12 protein-coding genes are annotated in these 17,705 nt (G+C 41.9%); 3 read left to right on the forward strand and 9 right to left on the reverse strand.

Annotated elements, in window-relative coordinates:
- Window positions 1-1,223 precede the first annotated feature (1,223 nt).
- The 5 genes from BK120_RS22750 to BK120_RS22770 all read right to left on the reverse strand — a co-directional run bounded on the left by BK120_RS22750 (window position 1,224) and on the right by BK120_RS22770 (window position 7,184).
- Window positions 1,224-2,285: a hypothetical protein gene (locus tag BK120_RS22750; protein ID WP_076269804.1), complete on the reverse strand. Its 1,062-nt coding sequence runs from the start codon at window positions 2,283-2,285 to the stop codon at window positions 1,224-1,226.
- 247 nt (window positions 2,286-2,532) lie between these two features.
- A complete protein-coding gene (locus BK120_RS22755; RefSeq protein ID WP_076269805.1) occupies window positions 2,533-3,300 on the reverse strand; it encodes a hypothetical protein in 768 nt (255 codons plus the stop codon).
- Window positions 3,301-3,427: 127 nt separating this feature from the next.
- Window positions 3,428-4,591, reverse strand: a complete 1,164-nt coding sequence (locus BK120_RS22760; protein ID WP_076269806.1) for a Ger(x)C family spore germination protein — start codon at window positions 4,589-4,591, stop codon at window positions 3,428-3,430.
- Window positions 4,588-6,114, reverse strand: coding sequence for a spore germination protein (locus BK120_RS22765; protein WP_006211808.1), 1,527 nt, complete (start codon window positions 6,112-6,114; stop codon window positions 4,588-4,590). The genes BK120_RS22760 and BK120_RS22765 overlap by 4 nt, the downstream gene beginning before the upstream one ends.
- A complete protein-coding gene (locus BK120_RS22770) occupies window positions 6,111-7,184 on the reverse strand; it encodes an endospore germination permease (protein ID WP_076153206.1) in 1,074 nt (357 codons plus the stop codon). The genes BK120_RS22765 and BK120_RS22770 overlap by 4 nt, the downstream gene beginning before the upstream one ends.
- A 190-nt stretch (window positions 7,185-7,374) precedes the next feature.
- Here BK120_RS22770 and BK120_RS22775 point away from each other — a divergent pair, with 190 nt between their 5' ends.
- Together BK120_RS22775 and BK120_RS22780 are read left to right on the forward strand one after the other, a co-directional pair.
- Window positions 7,375-10,392 carry a Tn3 family transposase gene (locus BK120_RS22775; protein ID WP_076269807.1) on the forward strand — a complete coding sequence of 1,006 codons (3,018 nt, stop codon included), beginning with the start codon at window positions 7,375-7,377 and terminating at the stop codon, window positions 10,390-10,392.
- Complete coding sequence (locus tag BK120_RS22780) at window positions 10,389-11,096, forward strand: tyrosine-type recombinase/integrase (RefSeq protein WP_006211811.1); 708 nt, start codon at window positions 10,389-10,391, stop codon at window positions 11,094-11,096. The genes BK120_RS22775 and BK120_RS22780 overlap by 4 nt, the downstream gene beginning before the upstream one ends.
- A gap of 224 nt (window positions 11,097-11,320) precedes the next feature.
- Here the strand turns inward: BK120_RS22780 and BK120_RS22785 are convergent, their stop codons facing one another.
- The 3 genes from BK120_RS22785 to BK120_RS22795 all read right to left on the reverse strand — a co-directional run bounded on the left by BK120_RS22785 (window position 11,321) and on the right by BK120_RS22795 (window position 12,789).
- Complete coding sequence (locus BK120_RS22785; RefSeq protein WP_076269808.1) at window positions 11,321-11,770, reverse strand: hypothetical protein; 450 nt, start codon at window positions 11,768-11,770, stop codon at window positions 11,321-11,323.
- A 259-nt stretch (window positions 11,771-12,029) separates the two neighbouring features.
- A complete protein-coding gene (locus BK120_RS22790) occupies window positions 12,030-12,434 on the reverse strand; it encodes a GntR family transcriptional regulator (protein WP_083682342.1) in 405 nt (134 codons plus the stop codon).
- A 19-nt stretch (window positions 12,435-12,453) separates the two neighbouring features.
- Window positions 12,454-12,789 (reverse strand): hypothetical protein, encoded by a 336-nt coding sequence (locus BK120_RS22795; protein ID WP_076269809.1) that lies wholly within the window; start codon window positions 12,787-12,789, stop codon window positions 12,454-12,456.
- A gap of 297 nt (window positions 12,790-13,086) precedes the next feature.
- On the opposite strand from BK120_RS22795, the gene BK120_RS22800 reads away from it, so the two are divergent.
- Window positions 13,087-14,646 carry an IS1182 family transposase gene (locus BK120_RS22800; protein ID WP_076269810.1) on the forward strand — a complete coding sequence of 520 codons (1,560 nt, stop codon included), beginning with the start codon at window positions 13,087-13,089 and terminating at the stop codon, window positions 14,644-14,646.
- A 180-nt stretch (window positions 14,647-14,826) separates the two neighbouring features.
- Here BK120_RS22800 and BK120_RS22805 read toward each other — a convergent pair whose 3' ends face one another.
- Complete coding sequence (locus tag BK120_RS22805; RefSeq protein WP_256710990.1) at window positions 14,827-17,703, reverse strand: DEAD/DEAH box helicase family protein; 2,877 nt, start codon at window positions 17,701-17,703, stop codon at window positions 14,827-14,829.
- Window positions 17,704-17,705 lie beyond the last annotated feature (2 nt).

A 17,705-nucleotide genomic window follows, 5' to 3' on the forward strand; every position in this document is an offset into this window, starting at 1 on the left:
TTGATCGCTTAGGTATTCTGCAGGAAGCTCTTCTAAAACAGTTCCTTGTGAATTTGTGTCAGCAATAACCTTAATCAATATTAATTTATCTTCCATACGACGCTCCTCATCTACATCTTAGGATAAATCCCGCTAACATAACTTCCCCTATTACTATATTATAACACAAACAAACTTGCATTCAATATACTTGTTAACACGTATTCAAAGCGGTCTCGCTCCACTTTTCTGTTCTTCTTATCTATCCCCTTTTGGCCATCTTTTCCACTCTTCTTTACCTAGAATCGTACATAGTAGCAGACCACAAAACTGCAACTATATTCGATCTTATCCTTTGGCTTTTTTTATTTCAAGCTGCAGACATCGTAACTGCGACTTAATTCGTACCTAGTTACTCATTCCGTCCGCCGGGGGGGCCGCCGCGCGCTTCGCGAAAACAAAAAAGATGGCCGAAACGGAAAAACCATTCAAATTAAGTAGTGTCAACGAAAACATTTCTCGTATAAATAGCAGTATTACACTTCAGGATAAAATGACAAGGTCCGCGAACTGCTGCAGGGATAATATAAGTTTCTTAATGGAGCGGGAAGCGGGTATGAACCAGGGGATCAATAAATTGCAGATAACATCTATATATGTAGGGAACGTCAGACAAACGATCGGAAAAAGTTGAGCTGAATGAGCAGTGTGGCAGGCTGCGTCCGCCACGCCACGAAATATCATACGAGGTGGTTTTGTATACGTGTTAACAAGTATATTGATATTAAGTATATGAGCCTCTAGAAATACTCTTTTGTCGATAGAAAATATAGTTTTAGATTGGCTATCTTTGTTCCACGCTGATTCTCATTGTTATATCGTCAGACTTCATAATATAAGTTTTAGACTGAGCTCAGAAATTGAAACAGCAACAGCCAATGATGAGAAAATAAAGTCCTAGACTGCCCCTGTTTCATTGAACTAACGTCTCACTTGAATATACAATCCTATCCTTCTCTCCGCATTGAATTACATCAATTACGGCTTTGCCATCTATGTCATTCAGCGTAAATCTCAACCAATTGCGAATTACGCTTCTGTTACGAAATGACTTCCACTGGTATAGTTGTAGCTCACCGTCTATGGAGCATGTAATATTGCAAAAAAATGGAGCCTGCAGCGTGTACCATTGTATACTTTGAAGCAAACTCCATAACTCTTCGAGCATACAATCATGCCAATGCTTAAATTCTTAGTAATGGTAGGTTTAGCTTTCTGGCTAGTTCCTCTGCTTGACCTACCGTTGATTCGTCTGTATTATCTGTTTCTAATATAAATACTGCAACTGGATTTGTAGAAGAATCATTAATTAGCACAGTTTCATTAATCTTATGTTCAGCGAGATCCGCAATGCCGTTTTTCTGTAGTTTTTTAGATTCTTTTTCAATTTCTTCAATGTGGTTAGTTTTGCATGCATACAAATCATTATAAACTAGATATTTGTTTACAGTTAGAGGTATAGAAGTAAGCGAAAACGATTTAGCATCAATAGATTCCGAGAAATACATAGCGTTTGCATTGCAATCAGTGCTACTAATGAGCAATACATTTTTTACATAAGGCTTATAAACAAACCCGAATTTTCTTTTATTATAAGTCCCTTGAAATTCGTCAGTAATTAGACTTGTAGAAATGATAGGATAACTCTTAGCATTTTGAAGTGCAATTTCAGTATTAGTGCCAATTGCATGTACAAGAAATTTAAACTTACTTCCTCGTTTATACTCATTGGGTTTTGTAAGTTGATTCTCCCACTTCCTTAATGTAATTTCTGCGAGAGGGTTTTCAACTTCATAATGAAAATATACATATGTCTTATATCGCGAAAGAAAATCCATGTCATCCTCATCTAAATATCGTATTATAATTCTTCCGAGATCATGTTTGCTAGTTCTAGAAAGTTCATCTTTTAGATCTGACTCTCTTTTCATTCTAGCTGTCTTGTAGTCAGAAAATTGCTCTTTTTTCAGTTGAAACCTTTCATTTATTTTTTTAACCGAATTTACTTCTTCAATTGTGAAGTTCCTTACTGTTTCGTCTAGAATCATATTAATATTGAACTGTGTTTGCTTTAACTTTTTTTCCAATTCCACATCTTTTAATTGAATAGAGTTAATAATTTCAGTTATTTCAAAATAATTTTCAAGTTGAAATTTATTTGAGCATGCTATCTTGTCAATTTTTTTGCGTCTCTCGTATAATATGCTATTAATTATAGTCCGTTGAAACACATTATCTAAATACATTATCTTTCCTCCTTTTTTAAAAAAAGTATATCTGAGGACGGTTCATTCGTAGATGATGAAACTAATATTGCATACAATTAATCAAGAGACTATCCTTAAATGTTGCCTCTTCATCATTAGTATAATGAAGCATCGTCAGTGTATAATTTTATTTTCTTCTGACATCATCAACAAAAAACACCCCGACAGTGGTGTCAGGGTTAGTCAGATAGTTAAAAGTAGCCCGCCATCCGCCAACATAATCGGACTATTTTCTAACAGTTAGCCGATAGGTTGACCATGCAAGGTAGGCAAATATAGCTAACAAAGCACTAATGAACCAACCTAGTAAAACCCATTTTGTTAAAACGTCATTATAAACTTCCAATGGATAAGGTTGTAATGTTATTGGCCAAATAACCCCAACAACGCAGGCATAGACTATTACCAACAAACCAAGCCAGAGACCATCCGGTTTGCCGTAGGCTTTAAGATTATTCTTCTGAGCTTCTATTTGATATAATATATTTTTCAGTTCCCCTAACAATCGATCACTATCAGTTCTTTTTGCTCTATATTCATTGCGATTAATTGATGCTGCATCAATTGTATACGAAATAGTACTGGGCTCCACTGTAAATAATGTGAAGATTATTTCATAATAAAATCTACGGTCTGAGTACGCAAATGTCGTGGTTCGATAAAAATGATCAAAATCATCAAAATCGTCTGGATGCCACTCATCATTTAATATGACTTCCAAAATGTGAATAAAGTCTGTTTTTACCTCATTTAATTCCTGTATAAATGGCCGAAGTTCATCTGCAGTTCTGTATGGAAATTTTTCTGGATCAGTTAGCTCCTCAAAATCCTTATTATTAAAAACAATCTCTCTACAGTTTTCCCTTATGAAGTCCTTCGCATCATCCCACAAAAGCCATTTAGACACTTCTTCTGATTGTCCGTTTCGAATCTGATAATCGGCTTCGAGCTCTTTAATTCGCCGAACTAGGGGTAGTACCAGCGAAGCTGACACCACCCGCAAAGTATATGGGCAAATATGTAAATCAGTAATTCTAGGATCTTATTTCCCTCGATCCTTTACCTTTTCGCCGCGCTAGACATTCTATGACAGGTATTTGTATCAATGAAGAAATCAAAAATTAGGGGACAGCAAGAATCTCTTTTTTAAATTTATATCTTCCAGGATATACGATATCCATATTAATGCTTATAGCTTGCAAGGAATCCTCGTTTAAGACAAAATGCTGTTTCCCTGATGCAATGCGTTTCCATTCATGCGGATTCTTGCGAAAAAGAGATTCCCCTAGATTATAAATATCTATATTCTTCTCAAGCGCAGTTTGAAAGGTTTTCCTAATTTGCCGCTCAATTTCTTTTTGAGCCATTTGCGTGAGTTCTTGTTCAGTAACGTCTGCATGCAACTCATTTACCCCAGCCTTCACTGAAACGGATATATCGAAATACGCTTTATCATATTTAACACTTGGAGTAATGTCATATTTAGGTTTCTCTGCGACGAGAACCGCTATAAGTTTTTTATCGGAAAACAAGTCAAGAGGCAGTCGGATTGTGTGTTTATTTAGCCACGGCAACCCGGACAGATCTTGGATGTCCATGCGTGCATAATAGTGCTCTTGATCATATACTTGTATGCCAGAAAATCTAAGCAACTCACGTGGCTTTTGATTTTCCTTCCATTGGTCTTTTCGAATTGATAATTCTGGTATATAGCTTGACTTAGCCTTTTCATTTGAATCCAGAACAAACTGTTGCAGGCGGATCGGAGCGAGAATAGAATGCTGTCGATAATTCTGTTCAGGATTATGTAGAATCGATGCCTTTGGTGACAATCTGAAAAACGATGTTGCCATTAAGATCTCGTCAAGGGGATCTCGCGTGCTGAATAGCCAGGCTAAGTACCTTATTTCACGATAACGGTTGATCAGTTCTAACACTTCACCGACTTTCCTTTCCTTCATCAACCGTTCGCTGAACAGAATCGCAGAGACTTGTCCCCAGTTTAACCTCTGTTGCGAAGTGCTGTATAAATCATTCGCTGCTTCTGTAAACGAGGAGCCTTGTCCCTTACCGACCCAGACCGGGGGCTGCTCCGCTTTTTGTTGGCCCTCCAGCTTTGCCACTGTCGAGAAGTCAAGTAATTGCGAATAGATGGTGTATTGACCTTCCGCATAGTCAATTCCGACTGCTGTCGTATAATTCATGTTTTGCACTTCGTATTTGCTCCAGCAGCCGGTGAGTATGATGAGGGGCAGAAGAACAACGATATATTTATACGTCTTCATTTCTGCCCATCCCCTTGGCTTGTAGGATCGTGAGTATTCAGATTGTCCGGTCGAGTTTTTCGCCATCTCCAAGGTAATCGGAACAATGCATTGGCGAAATCTTTATATGGGGGCGAAAGCGGAGCCAGGTAAGGCAAACCGCATGAACGCAATGAGGCTAAATGGGTTGTCACGATAAATAAAGCAAGAAAAAAGCCATAGATGCCAAGCGCGGCAGACAAAATAAACACGATAAAGCGTAAGATGCTAATTGTCCCAGATAACGACTGGCTGGATAAAGTCGAACCGAACACCTGAGTAATCGCTCCTATGACAACGATGCTCGGGGATAAAAATCCTGCCCGAATGGCTGCATCCCCCAGGATAAGACCTCCCACAACGGTAACAGTAGAGCCAATGGCAGAAGGCAAGCGAACACCGGCTTCCCGCAATATTTCTAAAAAGATGAGCGACAGAAACATTTCCCCTGCCACACCTAATGGGATTCCTAATCGGTTAATGCCAATAGTTGCAAGTAAATAGTAAGGCAGTTGATCTTGATGATACGCAAGAATGGCAACCCAAAATCCGGGCAGCATGAGTGAAACGGACAACCCGAGCAAACGAAGAGTTTGCCCGAACGTGGCCGATAAAGCAGTAAAGTGGATATCTTCCGGTGTTTTCAGGAGCAAGAACAAATTGGCTGGAGCGATCAAAGCAGCCGGAGTACCATCCACAATTAATGCTACGCGGCCATTCATCATGCAGTTCACGGTGAAGTCCGGTCTTCCTGTGTACCCCATCAAAGGAAACAAAGCTCTTGTCGGTTCCATTAATTCTTCCAGTTGAGTGGCGCTGATTGCTCCGTCAATTTGAATACCATCCAATTTTTTCTTTATATCTTGAACAATATTCGGATTAACAATGTCTCGCATATAAAGAATCGCAACTGTTGTTTTAGTTCTCACGCCAACTGTTTTGGTTTCGTATACCATGCTGGTTGACTTGATACGTTTCCGAATCAGCGCAACATTGACGCCGACTTCTTCAACAAAACCGTCTTTTGGACCGCGTATCGAGACTTCAATGTTAGACTCTTCCGGCTTACGTGCCGGTTTTTTGGAAATATCGAGGGAGAACAACGAAGTTAGTGCCGGAATGAACAAAAGCAGCTTGCCCTCGAAAATATCCGTTTCGACTTGTTGCTCCCACTCCTCGAAAGAAATGCTCTCTAACTGTAATTGACACGACTCAACAATCTCCTCATTCTTATGAAATCCGTAAGTTTCATAAAAACGAGTCAAGTGGGGCAGCACCATATCCTGAATGAGCTGTTGGTTGTCACATAAACCATCGCAGTACAGCAAAACGATCCTCGACTGATCATCACCAGCTTTTATTTTGTAAACATGACGCTTAACATCTTGACACATCTGGAAGCGTTGGATAAGCGACGGTTCACTAAGCGGTTGTGAAACAGTTGCCACTTTGTTTGATGGCGATGGTAAGACCTCCGCCTTCTTATTTCTGAATCGTTTTATCATTCGTAGATACTCCTTTTACTTCGTGTTGAGGTTCGTACGACATATACGATCATGACCCCAATTGTAAAGACACAAAACGATGGAAAGTAATATAGGCTCAATAGGTCTTGAAAGACCATATCGCTAATAGGCAGCAATGTAACAACCAACATGAATAAAGCGCCTAGGAACATAGGTATCCACTTATACTTTTGTAATTTCCATAATTCCCCCAAGAGATACATGGAAAGGGACACTCGAATGAACATACCGGATAGCCATTGGTAAATCGAGAAAAAATCGACATGCTCCACATACTCGCCCAGTCGAACCATTCTCCATTGTTCATAAACAGGATATCGTTGGTTTGCCGCTTCATCAGGGCCATACATTGTAATCGAACCCATCAAAGGGCCGATCGTAAGCCCGGATAAAATGAGACAAACAAGCATCAAACTTATGAAGCCCGGTTTCTTCGTTAACTTATGCTGGATCAGCATCAGCAACGACAACTCCAGCAACCCGCTGGCAGCGTAGGGAACACCTTTCCATAGTGGAGGTGTTCCTTTTTCGAGCAAAGGAAAAAGCAAGGTATAATCTTTAAACTGAAAGTTTGCAATCATTACAAGGTCGCCAAGAATGACAACGAAAGGTAACAATATCCCGCTCACAATCGCAATGGTGCGAAGCCCCTGATATGCCGCAAAGAAACATCCGACAATTGTTGCTACCACAAGGACGAGCATTGGAGTTTGAGGCATATAAGTTGCAATTGTCCAAGTTAGAGTATCCTTCAAGGAAATGAGTCCCATGAGCCATACAAGCACACTATATATGAAAACCAGGGTTATGGAGAGAAACATTCCGAAATGCTGCTGCAACCAATCCTTTAAATGTATGCCGTTCATGTTTTTGATGATGTAGTTCAAAGAGCCAATCCAAAGAGGCGAAGCGATTAATACAAGAAGTACTACCAGCCAGGCATCTCGCCCTGAAGCACCGAGCAGTAACGGTATAATAATGACGTGGTTCAGCAAACCGACTGAAAGCATAATAATCATGTATGACTGTATAAGCGGAATTTTTGGCATAAAGATCACCTCTTTCAACTTTTGAAGAAGAATATGGAAACACCATTATATACTTTTCCCTCATCGTCTTCATTCCAATCACTTCGGCTATTCCATCTTGCAAAAGTTCCGTTTTTGATTAGGTAATTGGAATATGATAGCTTTTTGCTCCACATTGCCTCATTAAGTATGCTTCGGTATACTAAATTTAATGATTAAAATTCCGATTCTAACCATTTTAGGAACTTTACTCGGAGGGGATCAAGTAAAGCGAAATTGGGAGCTGGAGGAGTTAATTGAGCATTTTACGTTTCTTCCCAACGAAATGCAGCAAGTCGGCAATAAGTCGGGGGAGACTCGGTTGGGGTTTGCTGTTCTGTTTAAGTTTTTCCAATACGAAGCGCGATTCCCCTTCCAAAAATTCGAAGTGCCCAAAGCAGTAATTCAATACATAGCAAAGCAGATCGAGGCACCGGCAGAGCTGTACGCACAATACGATTGGACTGGTCGCTCCATTACCTACCATCGAACACAAATCAGGGAGTTTTTTGGCTTTCGTGAGGATACCATCAATGATGCCGAAGAGGTAATCGATTGGCTATGCAAAAGCGTATTATTCCAAGATCACGATTTCGAATATTTGGTCGAGACCGTATACGGGCGATTTCGGGAGATGAAAGTTGTACCGCCTACGCCTGATCGCATTGAGCGACTTATCAGAGCCGCAATCCGTACATATGAGGAACAATTTTTCCAAGTCACATTGGAAAAGTTGCCTGCGGCATCTTTGTCCAAACTGGATTCACTCGTAGATAGTATCGCATTTCTAGATGAAGACCAAGGCGGCAGCGACGAGGGACTTCTTTCTTTTCAAGAGTTAAAAGCTGATCCGGGCAAACCAGGTGTCGAAAGTGTGTTAAGAGAAGTAAGCAAGCTGCGAACGATTCGAAATCTGGAGCTTCCGGATAATCTGTTTCGTGATATCCCTCTTAAAGTATTGACCAAGTACCGGCAGCGGACCGCAACAGAGGATCTCCGGGAACTTCGTCGCCACCCTGATCCGATCCGTTACACATTGTTGGCCGCATTCTTCTGGCTAAGGAGTATGGAGATAACGGACAATTTGATTGAGCTACTTATTCAAATCGTCCATCGAATAGGAGTACGGGCAGAACGCAAGGTCGAGAAGGAAATTCTGAATGACCTACGGAAAGTAAGCAATAAGTATGGCATTTTATTCAACATGGCCCAGTCTGCCGTCAACAATCCAGACGGAGTAATTCGTGATGTCATTTTCCCGGTCGTAAATGAGCAAACGTTACGGGATTTGATAAAAGAATTCAAGCATACCGGACCGGCTTACCGTGAGAAAATCCATACCATTATTCGGGCTTCCTATGGGAGTCACTACCGCCGTATGGTTCCCGAAATACTAGGCATTCTGGAATTCCGATCAAACAATGAAGTGCATCGGCCAGTGATTCGTGCGCTGGAACTGGTAAAGAAATATTCTGACACCGGCCATCATTATTTGCCAATGTCCGAAGAAATCCCGGTAGATGGTGTAATCCGGACGGTTAATAAAGAAATCATTGTTGAGAAGGACGAGAAAGGCCAAGAGCGAATTAATCGGATGAATTATGAGATAAGCGTTCTGCAAGCTTTACGGGAAAAGCTTCGTTGCAAGGAAATATGGGTGGCCGGAGCGAACCGATACCGGAATCCGGACGATGACTTGCCGACAGACTTCGAAGAACGGCGGGAAGAAAATTATAAGGCTTTAAAGCAGCCGCTGGATGCAGAAGCATTCATTGCAACGTTGAAGCAGGCCATGAAAGATGGATTAGAAAAGCTTGATACCGGTCTCCAGAAAAACCCCAAGGTCCGGATCACGGAGAAGGGTAATGGTTGGATTAGCTTATCTCCGTTAGAACCACAAGCAGAGCCAGTCAACCTATCACGGATAAAATCAGAGATGCTTCGGCGCTGGCCAATGACGAGCCTGTTGGACATTTTAAAAGAGGCCGATCTTCGTGTCGGATTTACTGAAAAATTCAAGACTGTTGCTGTACGCGAAGCGTTAAGCAGGGATACGCTGCAAAAGAGACTCATCCTATCCCTTTATGGCCTCGGGACGAATACCGGCTTGAAACGTGTGAGTGCCGGTGAGCATGGAGAAAGCTACAAAGACTTGCTGTACGTCCGCAGGAAATTCATTCATAAGGACAATCTCCGAAATGCGATATCCGAAGTGGTTAATGCGATTTTTCGCGTTCGGATGCAGGAGATTTGGGGCGATGCCACGACATCCTGTGCATCGGATTCAAAAAAATTTGGTGCATGGGATCAAAATCTGATGACCGAATGGCATATCCGGTACCGCGGCCGCGGCGTTATGATATATTGGCACGTTGAGAAGAATTCGACATGCATTTACTCGCAGCTCAAATCGTGCTCCTCCTCTGAAGTCGCTGCCATGATGGAAGGATTGCTTCGTCATTGTACCGAAATGGAGGTCGAGAAGAATTACGTGGATTCACACGGCCAGAGCGAGGTTGCGTTCGCATTTTGTTACCTTTTGGGCTATCAGCTCATGCCACGGCTCAAAGCGATTCATTCGCAAAAACTTTACCGGCCCGAACCAGGCATGACCGATGCCTATCCGAATTTGCAGCCGGTGCTGACCCGCCCAATCAACTGGGAGCTAATTCGGCAGCAATACGATCAAATGATGAAGTACGCTACGGCTCTCCGACTCGGAACCGCCGAAACAGAAGCAATCTTGAAACGATTTACCCGTAATAATTTAAAGCATCCGACCTATCAAGCTTTGGGGGAACTCGGCAAAGCAGTCAAAACGATATTCCTCTGCGATTACCTGCACTCGGAGGAGCTGCGCCGCGAGATCAATGAAGGCTTGAATGTCGTGGAAAATTGGAACTCGGCCAACAGCTTTATCTTTTACGGCAAAGGCGGAGAAATCGCTACCAACCGGTTAGAAGATCAAGAGCTAGCCGTATTGTCTCTTCACCTTCTGCAAAACTGCCTGGTTTACATCAATACCATTATGCTTCAAAGCATCCTATCCGACCGCAAATGGTTCGATATGATGACTTCGGAAGACTTGCGGGCGCTTACCCCGCTGATCTACACGCACGTAAACCCTTACGGCACATTTCGGCTGAACATGAGTGAACGCCTTCCGTTGGAAGAAGGTGTTATTGCGTGAGTGAAAGACGCATATCCCCGAAACGCAAAGCGAAGGAGCTGGCGAAGTATCTCCGAGGGGAACGGCCAGATTATGACTATCTCAAAAGCCTGTTTCAGCATCTTCGAGCAGAGCTGGAGGTAGAGGTTCCAAAAACAGCGAAGAAGCTCCCCTATGTACCTACAGAAGAGGAGCTTAAGCGCTACTACGATGTGGTTTGGCAAGCGAAGAACTTTCAAGACATGATGATCGTCAAGACGCTGCTATATACCGGCGTTCGGGTAAGCGAGCTGATCAATATCAAATTGTCCGATGTTGATTTCCACTACTGCCAAATCCGGATTAATAAGGGCAAGGGGAATAAGGATCGCATTGTCCCTTTCCCTCAATCGTTCAAGGAAATGCTGGCCATGCACGCCGATTCAATGAAAAAGAAGCAGGCGGTTTACTTGTTCGAATCATCGTGGAAGAAAAAATATACGGATCGGGGAATACGAAAGATTTTGGCTAAATATTCGGAGGAAGCCGGTCTTGTACAAAATCTGTCGCCGCATAAGCTACGACATTTCCTGTTGACTTGGCTTAAAAAGCAGGGCATCGATGACGCACTCATACAACCGTATTCCGGCCACGAAAGCCGGAAGTCGTTGGAAGTCTATTCAAAACTGGCAATCACTGATGCACAGCAGGAGTACAACGAGGTCATCAACAAATTTCCCATTTAATAACATCTACTTTGCGGGTGGTGTCAGCTTCGCTGGTACTACCCCAACTATTCCGTTTTTTTCACTCGATAGAGAGAGAAGCCTGCTAAACAACAAGCCTCCAACAATTGCGACAATGGCTGATGTAGCAGTTACTATCGTACTTATAAGACCGTTCAAATCGATACTAGTCACCTCGTATTATTATTACTTCAAGTATGCCGCACATACCGAGGAGGACAAGCCTACTTCCAGACATTCTCGACTTTAGTCCATGCTGGTGAATGATATGCATGTTTCTTCGCATCCCACATCATAGAAACTTCATTTATCTCGTCTTCCATTGTAGAATAAGGTGCTTTCGAGAAAAGATGTCGCTCAATCCACCGAATTTGATGCTCTGGCACTTTGGGTTTCTCCCAATGCTTCTCAATGAAAATAGAATCAAAAAACGCTATACGAATCTTTGTGGCAATGAAATGAATATTGCTTTGTATACCCATTGATCCTTCCTGCGCTGTAATGATAACCGTAACAAGCTTACCCTGTTTCATATCATCTTCTTGACCTACACGCAGCTCAACATCACAGTGGTAAACCTTTACCTCGTTTTCCTCGTTTCTGGCATGTCCACCGATATAGGGAAAAGTAAAACGATAGATTCCACCATGGAAATAAATACTCTCTTCCTTCATAAAAACTCTCCTTTTGGTTTTCTTATATTATTTTACAGGTATTGAATTCCTTAATGCTTTATCGGCTACTCAGCCTGCTTTTGTTACCATTTTCATTCCAATTCGTGTTAGGTAATTCCACCAAAACCCCTTCTCCCGAACAAGACAAACACTCCTATCGAAAACGTTAGGATCTAAACAACACTATGACAACTACAAGACTTATAACAATCAAAGAGATTCATGATAATATATATATTAATAATATACTATACGACAATTATGTTTTTGTATTATCCCCCTCTAGTTTTATTTCCTCAAGAATGGTTTCAAAGATATTCCTGGCTTCTTCAGTTGAACATCCATTGACAATAGATAATTCAACTGCTTCGCGGAACGCTTGATTAAGTATGCTTCGTCTTTTTTCTATAACTTGTTCATAACCAATCATCACGTATGTACCTCGTCCTGCTACTGAGCGGACCACTCCCTCTCTTCCCAATTCTTGATATACGCGTTTACTTGTGATGATACTGCAATGATATAAATTCGATAGTTCTCGGTAAGATGGGAGAAGTGCACCCTCTAAATATTCCCCATTTGCAATTAGGCACATAATGATATCTTTAATCTGTTGATATAAGGGTAAACCATCCTTATATCTGAGCAGGTGCATTGAATCCATTTTTCATCCCCCATTACTCTCAGTTATTAGGTCTAAAAGTAAGAGCCGCCCACTCTTCCAAAGTCATACCGTGTCGCTCTTGGAATTTTCCAGACTCATCATCCGCATCAAATACGAGAAGCATGCTATCTGCAACCTCATCAACCTGCTTACCCTCTGGAGTTTTTCCATAGTTATACTCGTTCGGTACAGCATGAAGAAACCGTACATAGTCACCTGCTTTATTACAAGCTGCAGCTAAAGCCGTATTATTAATTTGATCTGGAGCAATAGCTCCAAAGATCGCGCAATGCGTCATTTCTGCATTCAACTTAACGCAAATTCGACAAGTCGGATGTATTTTCCCTTTTTCCATATTAATTACTCCTCTACTTCTGTTTAAAGTAATCATAATACGTAAATAGAGATTTACAAAATTTTTCTCGAAAATAAAACCTAAGTTAAGTTAGGTCAAACGATATTAGAACGAAAAATGGAGCAGCTGCCGCGGCAAACTGCTCCATTTATTATTAATCTATAAAAGAGGGTGTCTCAAAAGCCATAGGCTTTAGAGGCACCCTCTCTTCAATGTTTTGAAATCTGTAAAAAACAAAGAAACCAACCTTTGGTAAAATGGAGGTACCACCCAACCATCTTCGAAAGGAAGGTTTCTATGTACATTCAATATACCATGGACCAACTTACCCTGCCAATGGATTTAGCTGAAGATATTCCCGAAAATCACCTCGTTCGTGTAGTGAACGCTGCCGTGAACCGTCTGAGTGATCGTATTTTTGCAGCCGCTTATCCAGGTGGCGGTCGAGATAGCTATCATCCTAAAATGCTAACCAAAGTTATTATCTACGCGTACACGCAACGGATTTACTCCTCCCGTCAAATCGCTAAGGCCGTTCGTGAAAATGTGATGTTCATGTGGATTGCAGGACGGCAAAGACCGGACTTCCGTACCATTAATCGTTTCCGCTCTGAACGCATGAAATTCGTACTTGAAACGGTATTCACCGCTGTTCTTCAGTTTCTGACCGAAGAGAAGTATGTGAAGCTTGAGCATTATTTTGTCGATGGTACGAAGATCGAAGCGAATGCCAACCGTTATACATTTGTTTGGGGCAAAGCGGTGGTGAAACACAAGGCTAAGCTGCAAGAGAAAGTAAAGACGTTGTTCGCAACCATAGAGGAAACCGAGAAACAAGAAGAACGGGAGCATGGTCATCAGGATCTAAGTGAGCTTGGAGAAGCCGTCGAAATGACAAGCGAAAAACTAGAAACCGCCGTCAAGAAACTCGAGGAAAGACTGCAAGAGAAGCCGAAGGATAAGCCGCTTAAGAAAACCGTTCGCGCCCTTCGAAAAGACTTGTTGCCTCGTCTTCAAAGATATGAAGAACACCAAACTGTACTTGGAGACCGAAATAGTTACAGCAAGACCGACAAAGATGCAACGTTTATGCGCATGAAAGAAGACCATATGCGTAATGGTCAGCTTAAGCCTGGTTACAATGTACAGATTGGAACCGAGAACCAATTCATTGTTGGTTATAGCCTTCACCAACGCCCGACGGACACAAGATGTTTGAAACCACATTTAGAAAAAGTGAAAGCTGCACTTGGCAAGCTGCCGAGAACAGTCGTTGCAGATGCTGGATATGGCGGGGAAGAAAACTACGCTTATCTAGAGAATGAAGAGCTTGAGGCGTTGGTCAAATACAGTACGTACCATAAGGAGAAATCGAAGAAATGGCAAACGGACGTTAGTAAGATCGACAATTGGGATTACGACAAAGCAGAAGATGTGTGGACCTGTACGAATGGACAGAAACTTGTTTTTCGCTATGAAAGTAAAGATACAACGGAGAGTGGATTTGAAATTCGACATCGACATTACCGCAGCATGAGCTGTGAGGGATGTCCGATCAAATCGGCTTGTACGAAGGCGCAAGGAGAACGAGAAATCCGAGTAAGTCTTAGATACATGCACTACAAGCGGCAGGTGCGTGAAAAACTGCGCAGTGAAGAAGGTTATGCGCTATCTGTCAGACGAATGATTGAGCCCGAAAGTGTATTCGGGCAAATAAAGAATAACCGGGGATTCCGGCGTTTCTTGCTTCGAGGCCTGCCAAAGGTGAGCCTAGAGGTCGGGTGGCTTTCACTTGCCCACAATCTGCTTAAGCAAGCAGCTATAGACCAAAACAGAAAAATAGCGGTACAGGAATAGTCCCTGCACCGCTATTTTTCCATGTTTTCTAACATTTTTGTTCAAAGTGAGCCCTCTGTCTAGCGTACTTACTACTTTTGAGACAGCCCCTTAAAAAAACACTTTCAATATAGATATAGAGAAACTAAACAAAAAGCTTGAAGATAAGTGCTTTATAGCGACCTTTTCCTAATTTAATATTTAGAAGTTAAATGCAAATTGGCCATCAGAGACATTATAAGCTTTTTTGGACTTATTCTTTGTCTTCTTCCCTTCAACTAGCAAATCTAACCCCTTCCATTCCACATTAGACGCAGCCTCAATAGCTGGTTTATTAGTCAAATTAAACACCCATCGCCTGAATTCCTCTTCTTCAGAAGGAACCAATGTCGGGTCCCAACATAAAACGAACTCACTGAGCAAAGTTTCTTGAACGACAGTAAGTCCCAGGTAACCTTTTGCAATGTTTTGTTCCGCAAAAGAGATTTGATTCTCAATACGAGAGTGAAGGTCTACTGGGACTTCCTCCTCCGCCCATCTCAAAATCGCTGCCTGCAGTGAGTCGGCATGGATCATTCTTATTGACGAGGCAGAATCTTCCGATATAGACGATTCTCCTACAATATTCATAACCATGCTTTCTTCCTCTGACAGATCTATATCCATTGGAGAAGATACCACCTCCAATTTCGAAGCATCGATTGTCATCTTGCCCCATATGGACTCAGCGCTCTCGACTCCTGCGACATTGTTACCAACAAACCTTTTAGCAAGTTCAGTTGCCAGGCTACCCCCTGAACCCTCTGTTAGTGCAGCGAGTCCTTCCTGACTGAATTGACCTTCCAAAGCAAGCGCTGCATTCATTTTCGCAGCCATAAGATTGATTGCAAGATCCTGCATCGTATTTTGGTATCCAGAGTATACGGTCTCACACAAATTCTTTTGTCCAATTCGCCAGTGACGACGGCTTGCTTGTCGCACAATCGATAAACGGTAACCTGTTTGATAAAAGAACAAAGATGGAAATCCATAAAGATCAAGTCCAGTTGAAACGAGGATGGGATTAGTAAGTAATACTTGAATACCTTCCTTCTCCCGCTTCGCGATCCATTCTTCCCTTTCGGGTCCATCAACTTCTGATTCCAAAACAGCCGTTTTAATTCCGCGTTCCTCTAGCAACATTTGTAACCGCTGCAATGTTCCCATTTTCCCTGTAAAAGTAGCATATACACCAACCTTTCGGCCGACTTTAAGCCGTTCCCGAACATATTTGATCAGCTTAAGCTCTTTTGGGTATAATAGCCGGTCACTCAGACGATAATTGGGAGATACAATCTCTGCACCAGTATCCGGATGATACACCCCTTCAAAATTAAAGGGAACATCTGGATAGCTGAGGGTCGTACTCAGTAGACTTCCAAGTAATACTGATTGACCGCCTGCACGCGATTCTTCTTCTACAGCTTTACGCAGCAATCCCTCAACTTCGGACAGATTGCGTTCTAGGTACCAAGAAGGTGCAAGGAGTCGCATCGCCTTATTCAATTTTCTTTTTCTTCTACCAGGCCTGCGTTCCATTTTCGTAACACAAGAGATAAGCTTCCGTTCACCGTTGAGAGATACATTCATTGGTCCTTCCTTTAAATCAGGAAGAACTTCAAACATATCGCCCATCTGAATAAAACACGCTACATCACTCAGCATATCCGTAAATAGCTGCGGCGCTGCAGCAGGCATTTCCTTCATGTTTACTCGTTTTGTAGATCCATTACTGGAACTATTCAGGCTATTACTATCATGTCTAATTTTTGTTACTTTCTCACGAACACCATAAAGATCTATCCATTTCCCAACTTCTCCCCATTTGAATCCCAATTCTATCAATCTAGCAGGAAACATACGAAATGTTAATTCAAATAGATTTGAAGCGTAGCCATTCAAGAGGGTACCCGTCATGGCTATAGAATGTTTAGCACATAACATTAGAACATGAAAAGCGTGAGCTTGTGCACTCCCACCAGTTAATTCATGACATTCGTCCCCTATTGCCAAATCGAACTTATGCTTGAAATAACGCTTAAACAGATCAGCCGGCGAAACTTTTCTGGCTGCTGGACCGTTAACCTTCCTTGGTTGGCCGGAGAAGCTATTTTTATCCTTATTTTTAGCTTGCCATAGTGAAGCCCTACACTCTCGATACTCATCTTTTTCCGAATCCGCATTCTTATATAGACGAACAAGGCTCGTGCAAAATAGATTCGTTTTCTTTCGCGTTGGCTTTCCATGTTTATTGAAGAAGTCTTTATATTCCATAGGAACCATACTACCTTCTTCTTCCTTCATTAGTTGCCCGCCACAGTCTGGGCAAACCCAGCCCATAAATACAGTCTTTGAGTAAGCCTCTACCTGATCTGCATGTTTAATCAATTTTTCGTATTTACGATGAACCCATTTAGCAACCGGCTCGAATGTGTAACCAAGCTTGGCCGTATCTCGGGCGATAATATATACTTCAATTTTTTTCGCCTTCGTATTCATCTTGCCGCTATCACGTAGTCTAATAACGTCCTCAAACCCATTTATGAACTCAACCTCAAAGAGCTCCTTGTCAAGTAATATGCCCACTTCCCGCTTCGTCTTTTTAATCAAATGATTGGGAACCATGTAGATTACACGGCCCTTCCCATTCAGCTTCGATTTCAAAAGGGCAAAAAAAGTGGCAATAGACATACTCGTTTTACCTGTTCCAGGCTCGCCAATTAAATACAATCTACGATGCCGCTCAAAACCCTTCAAAAGCGCAGTGACCACATGCCCCTGGGCATTGAAGAGTGGACGTTTAATGTCGTTAAGAATTTCAAGTTTATCCTCAGTTCCAGGGTGATGGACAGGCTTATATTCATCGTTTAACCTACGAATTAAATCTCCGCCAAATAGATTGAGATAATCCCCGATATTCTCCAAATCACTAAGCCCAGGCTTTAGGATTTGCATTGAGTCAGCGACTGAAATAACTTGTTCATTATCATCTTCTACTACTTCAACTTGTGAACCAATGGACATATCAATAATTTCCATGA

Source organism: Paenibacillus sp. FSL A5-0031 (assembly GCF_001956295.1).
GTDB lineage: Bacteria > Bacillota > Bacilli > Paenibacillales > Paenibacillaceae > Pristimantibacillus.

Coding starts and splice junctions, on each gene's coding strand:
- BK120_RS22750 (WP_076269804.1), bottom strand. CDS start 2,285: ATGTATTTAGATAATGTGTTTCAACGGACTATAATTAATAGCATATTA.
- BK120_RS22760 (WP_076269806.1), bottom strand. CDS start 4,591: ATGAAGACGTATAAATATATCGTTGTTCTTCTGCCCCTCATCATACTC.
- BK120_RS22765 (WP_006211808.1), bottom strand. CDS start 6,114: ATGATAAAACGATTCAGAAATAAGAAGGCGGAGGTCTTACCATCGCCA.
- BK120_RS22770 (WP_076153206.1), bottom strand. CDS start 7,184: ATGCCAAAAATTCCGCTTATACAGTCATACATGATTATTATGCTTTCA.
- BK120_RS22775 (WP_076269807.1), top strand. CDS start 7,375: ATGATTAAAATTCCGATTCTAACCATTTTAGGAACTTTACTCGGAGGG.
- BK120_RS22785 (WP_076269808.1), bottom strand. CDS start 11,770: ATGAAGGAAGAGAGTATTTATTTCCATGGTGGAATCTATCGTTTTACT.
- BK120_RS22790 (WP_083682342.1), bottom strand. CDS start 12,434: ATGGATTCAATGCACCTGCTCAGATATAAGGATGGTTTACCCTTATAT.
- BK120_RS22795 (WP_076269809.1), bottom strand. CDS start 12,789: ATGGAAAAAGGGAAAATACATCCGACTTGTCGAATTTGCGTTAAGTTG.
- BK120_RS22800 (WP_076269810.1), top strand. CDS start 13,087: ATGTACATTCAATATACCATGGACCAACTTACCCTGCCAATGGATTTA.
- BK120_RS22805 (WP_256710990.1), bottom strand. CDS start 17,703: ATGGAAATTATTGATATGTCCATTGGTTCACAAGTTGAAGTAGTAGAA.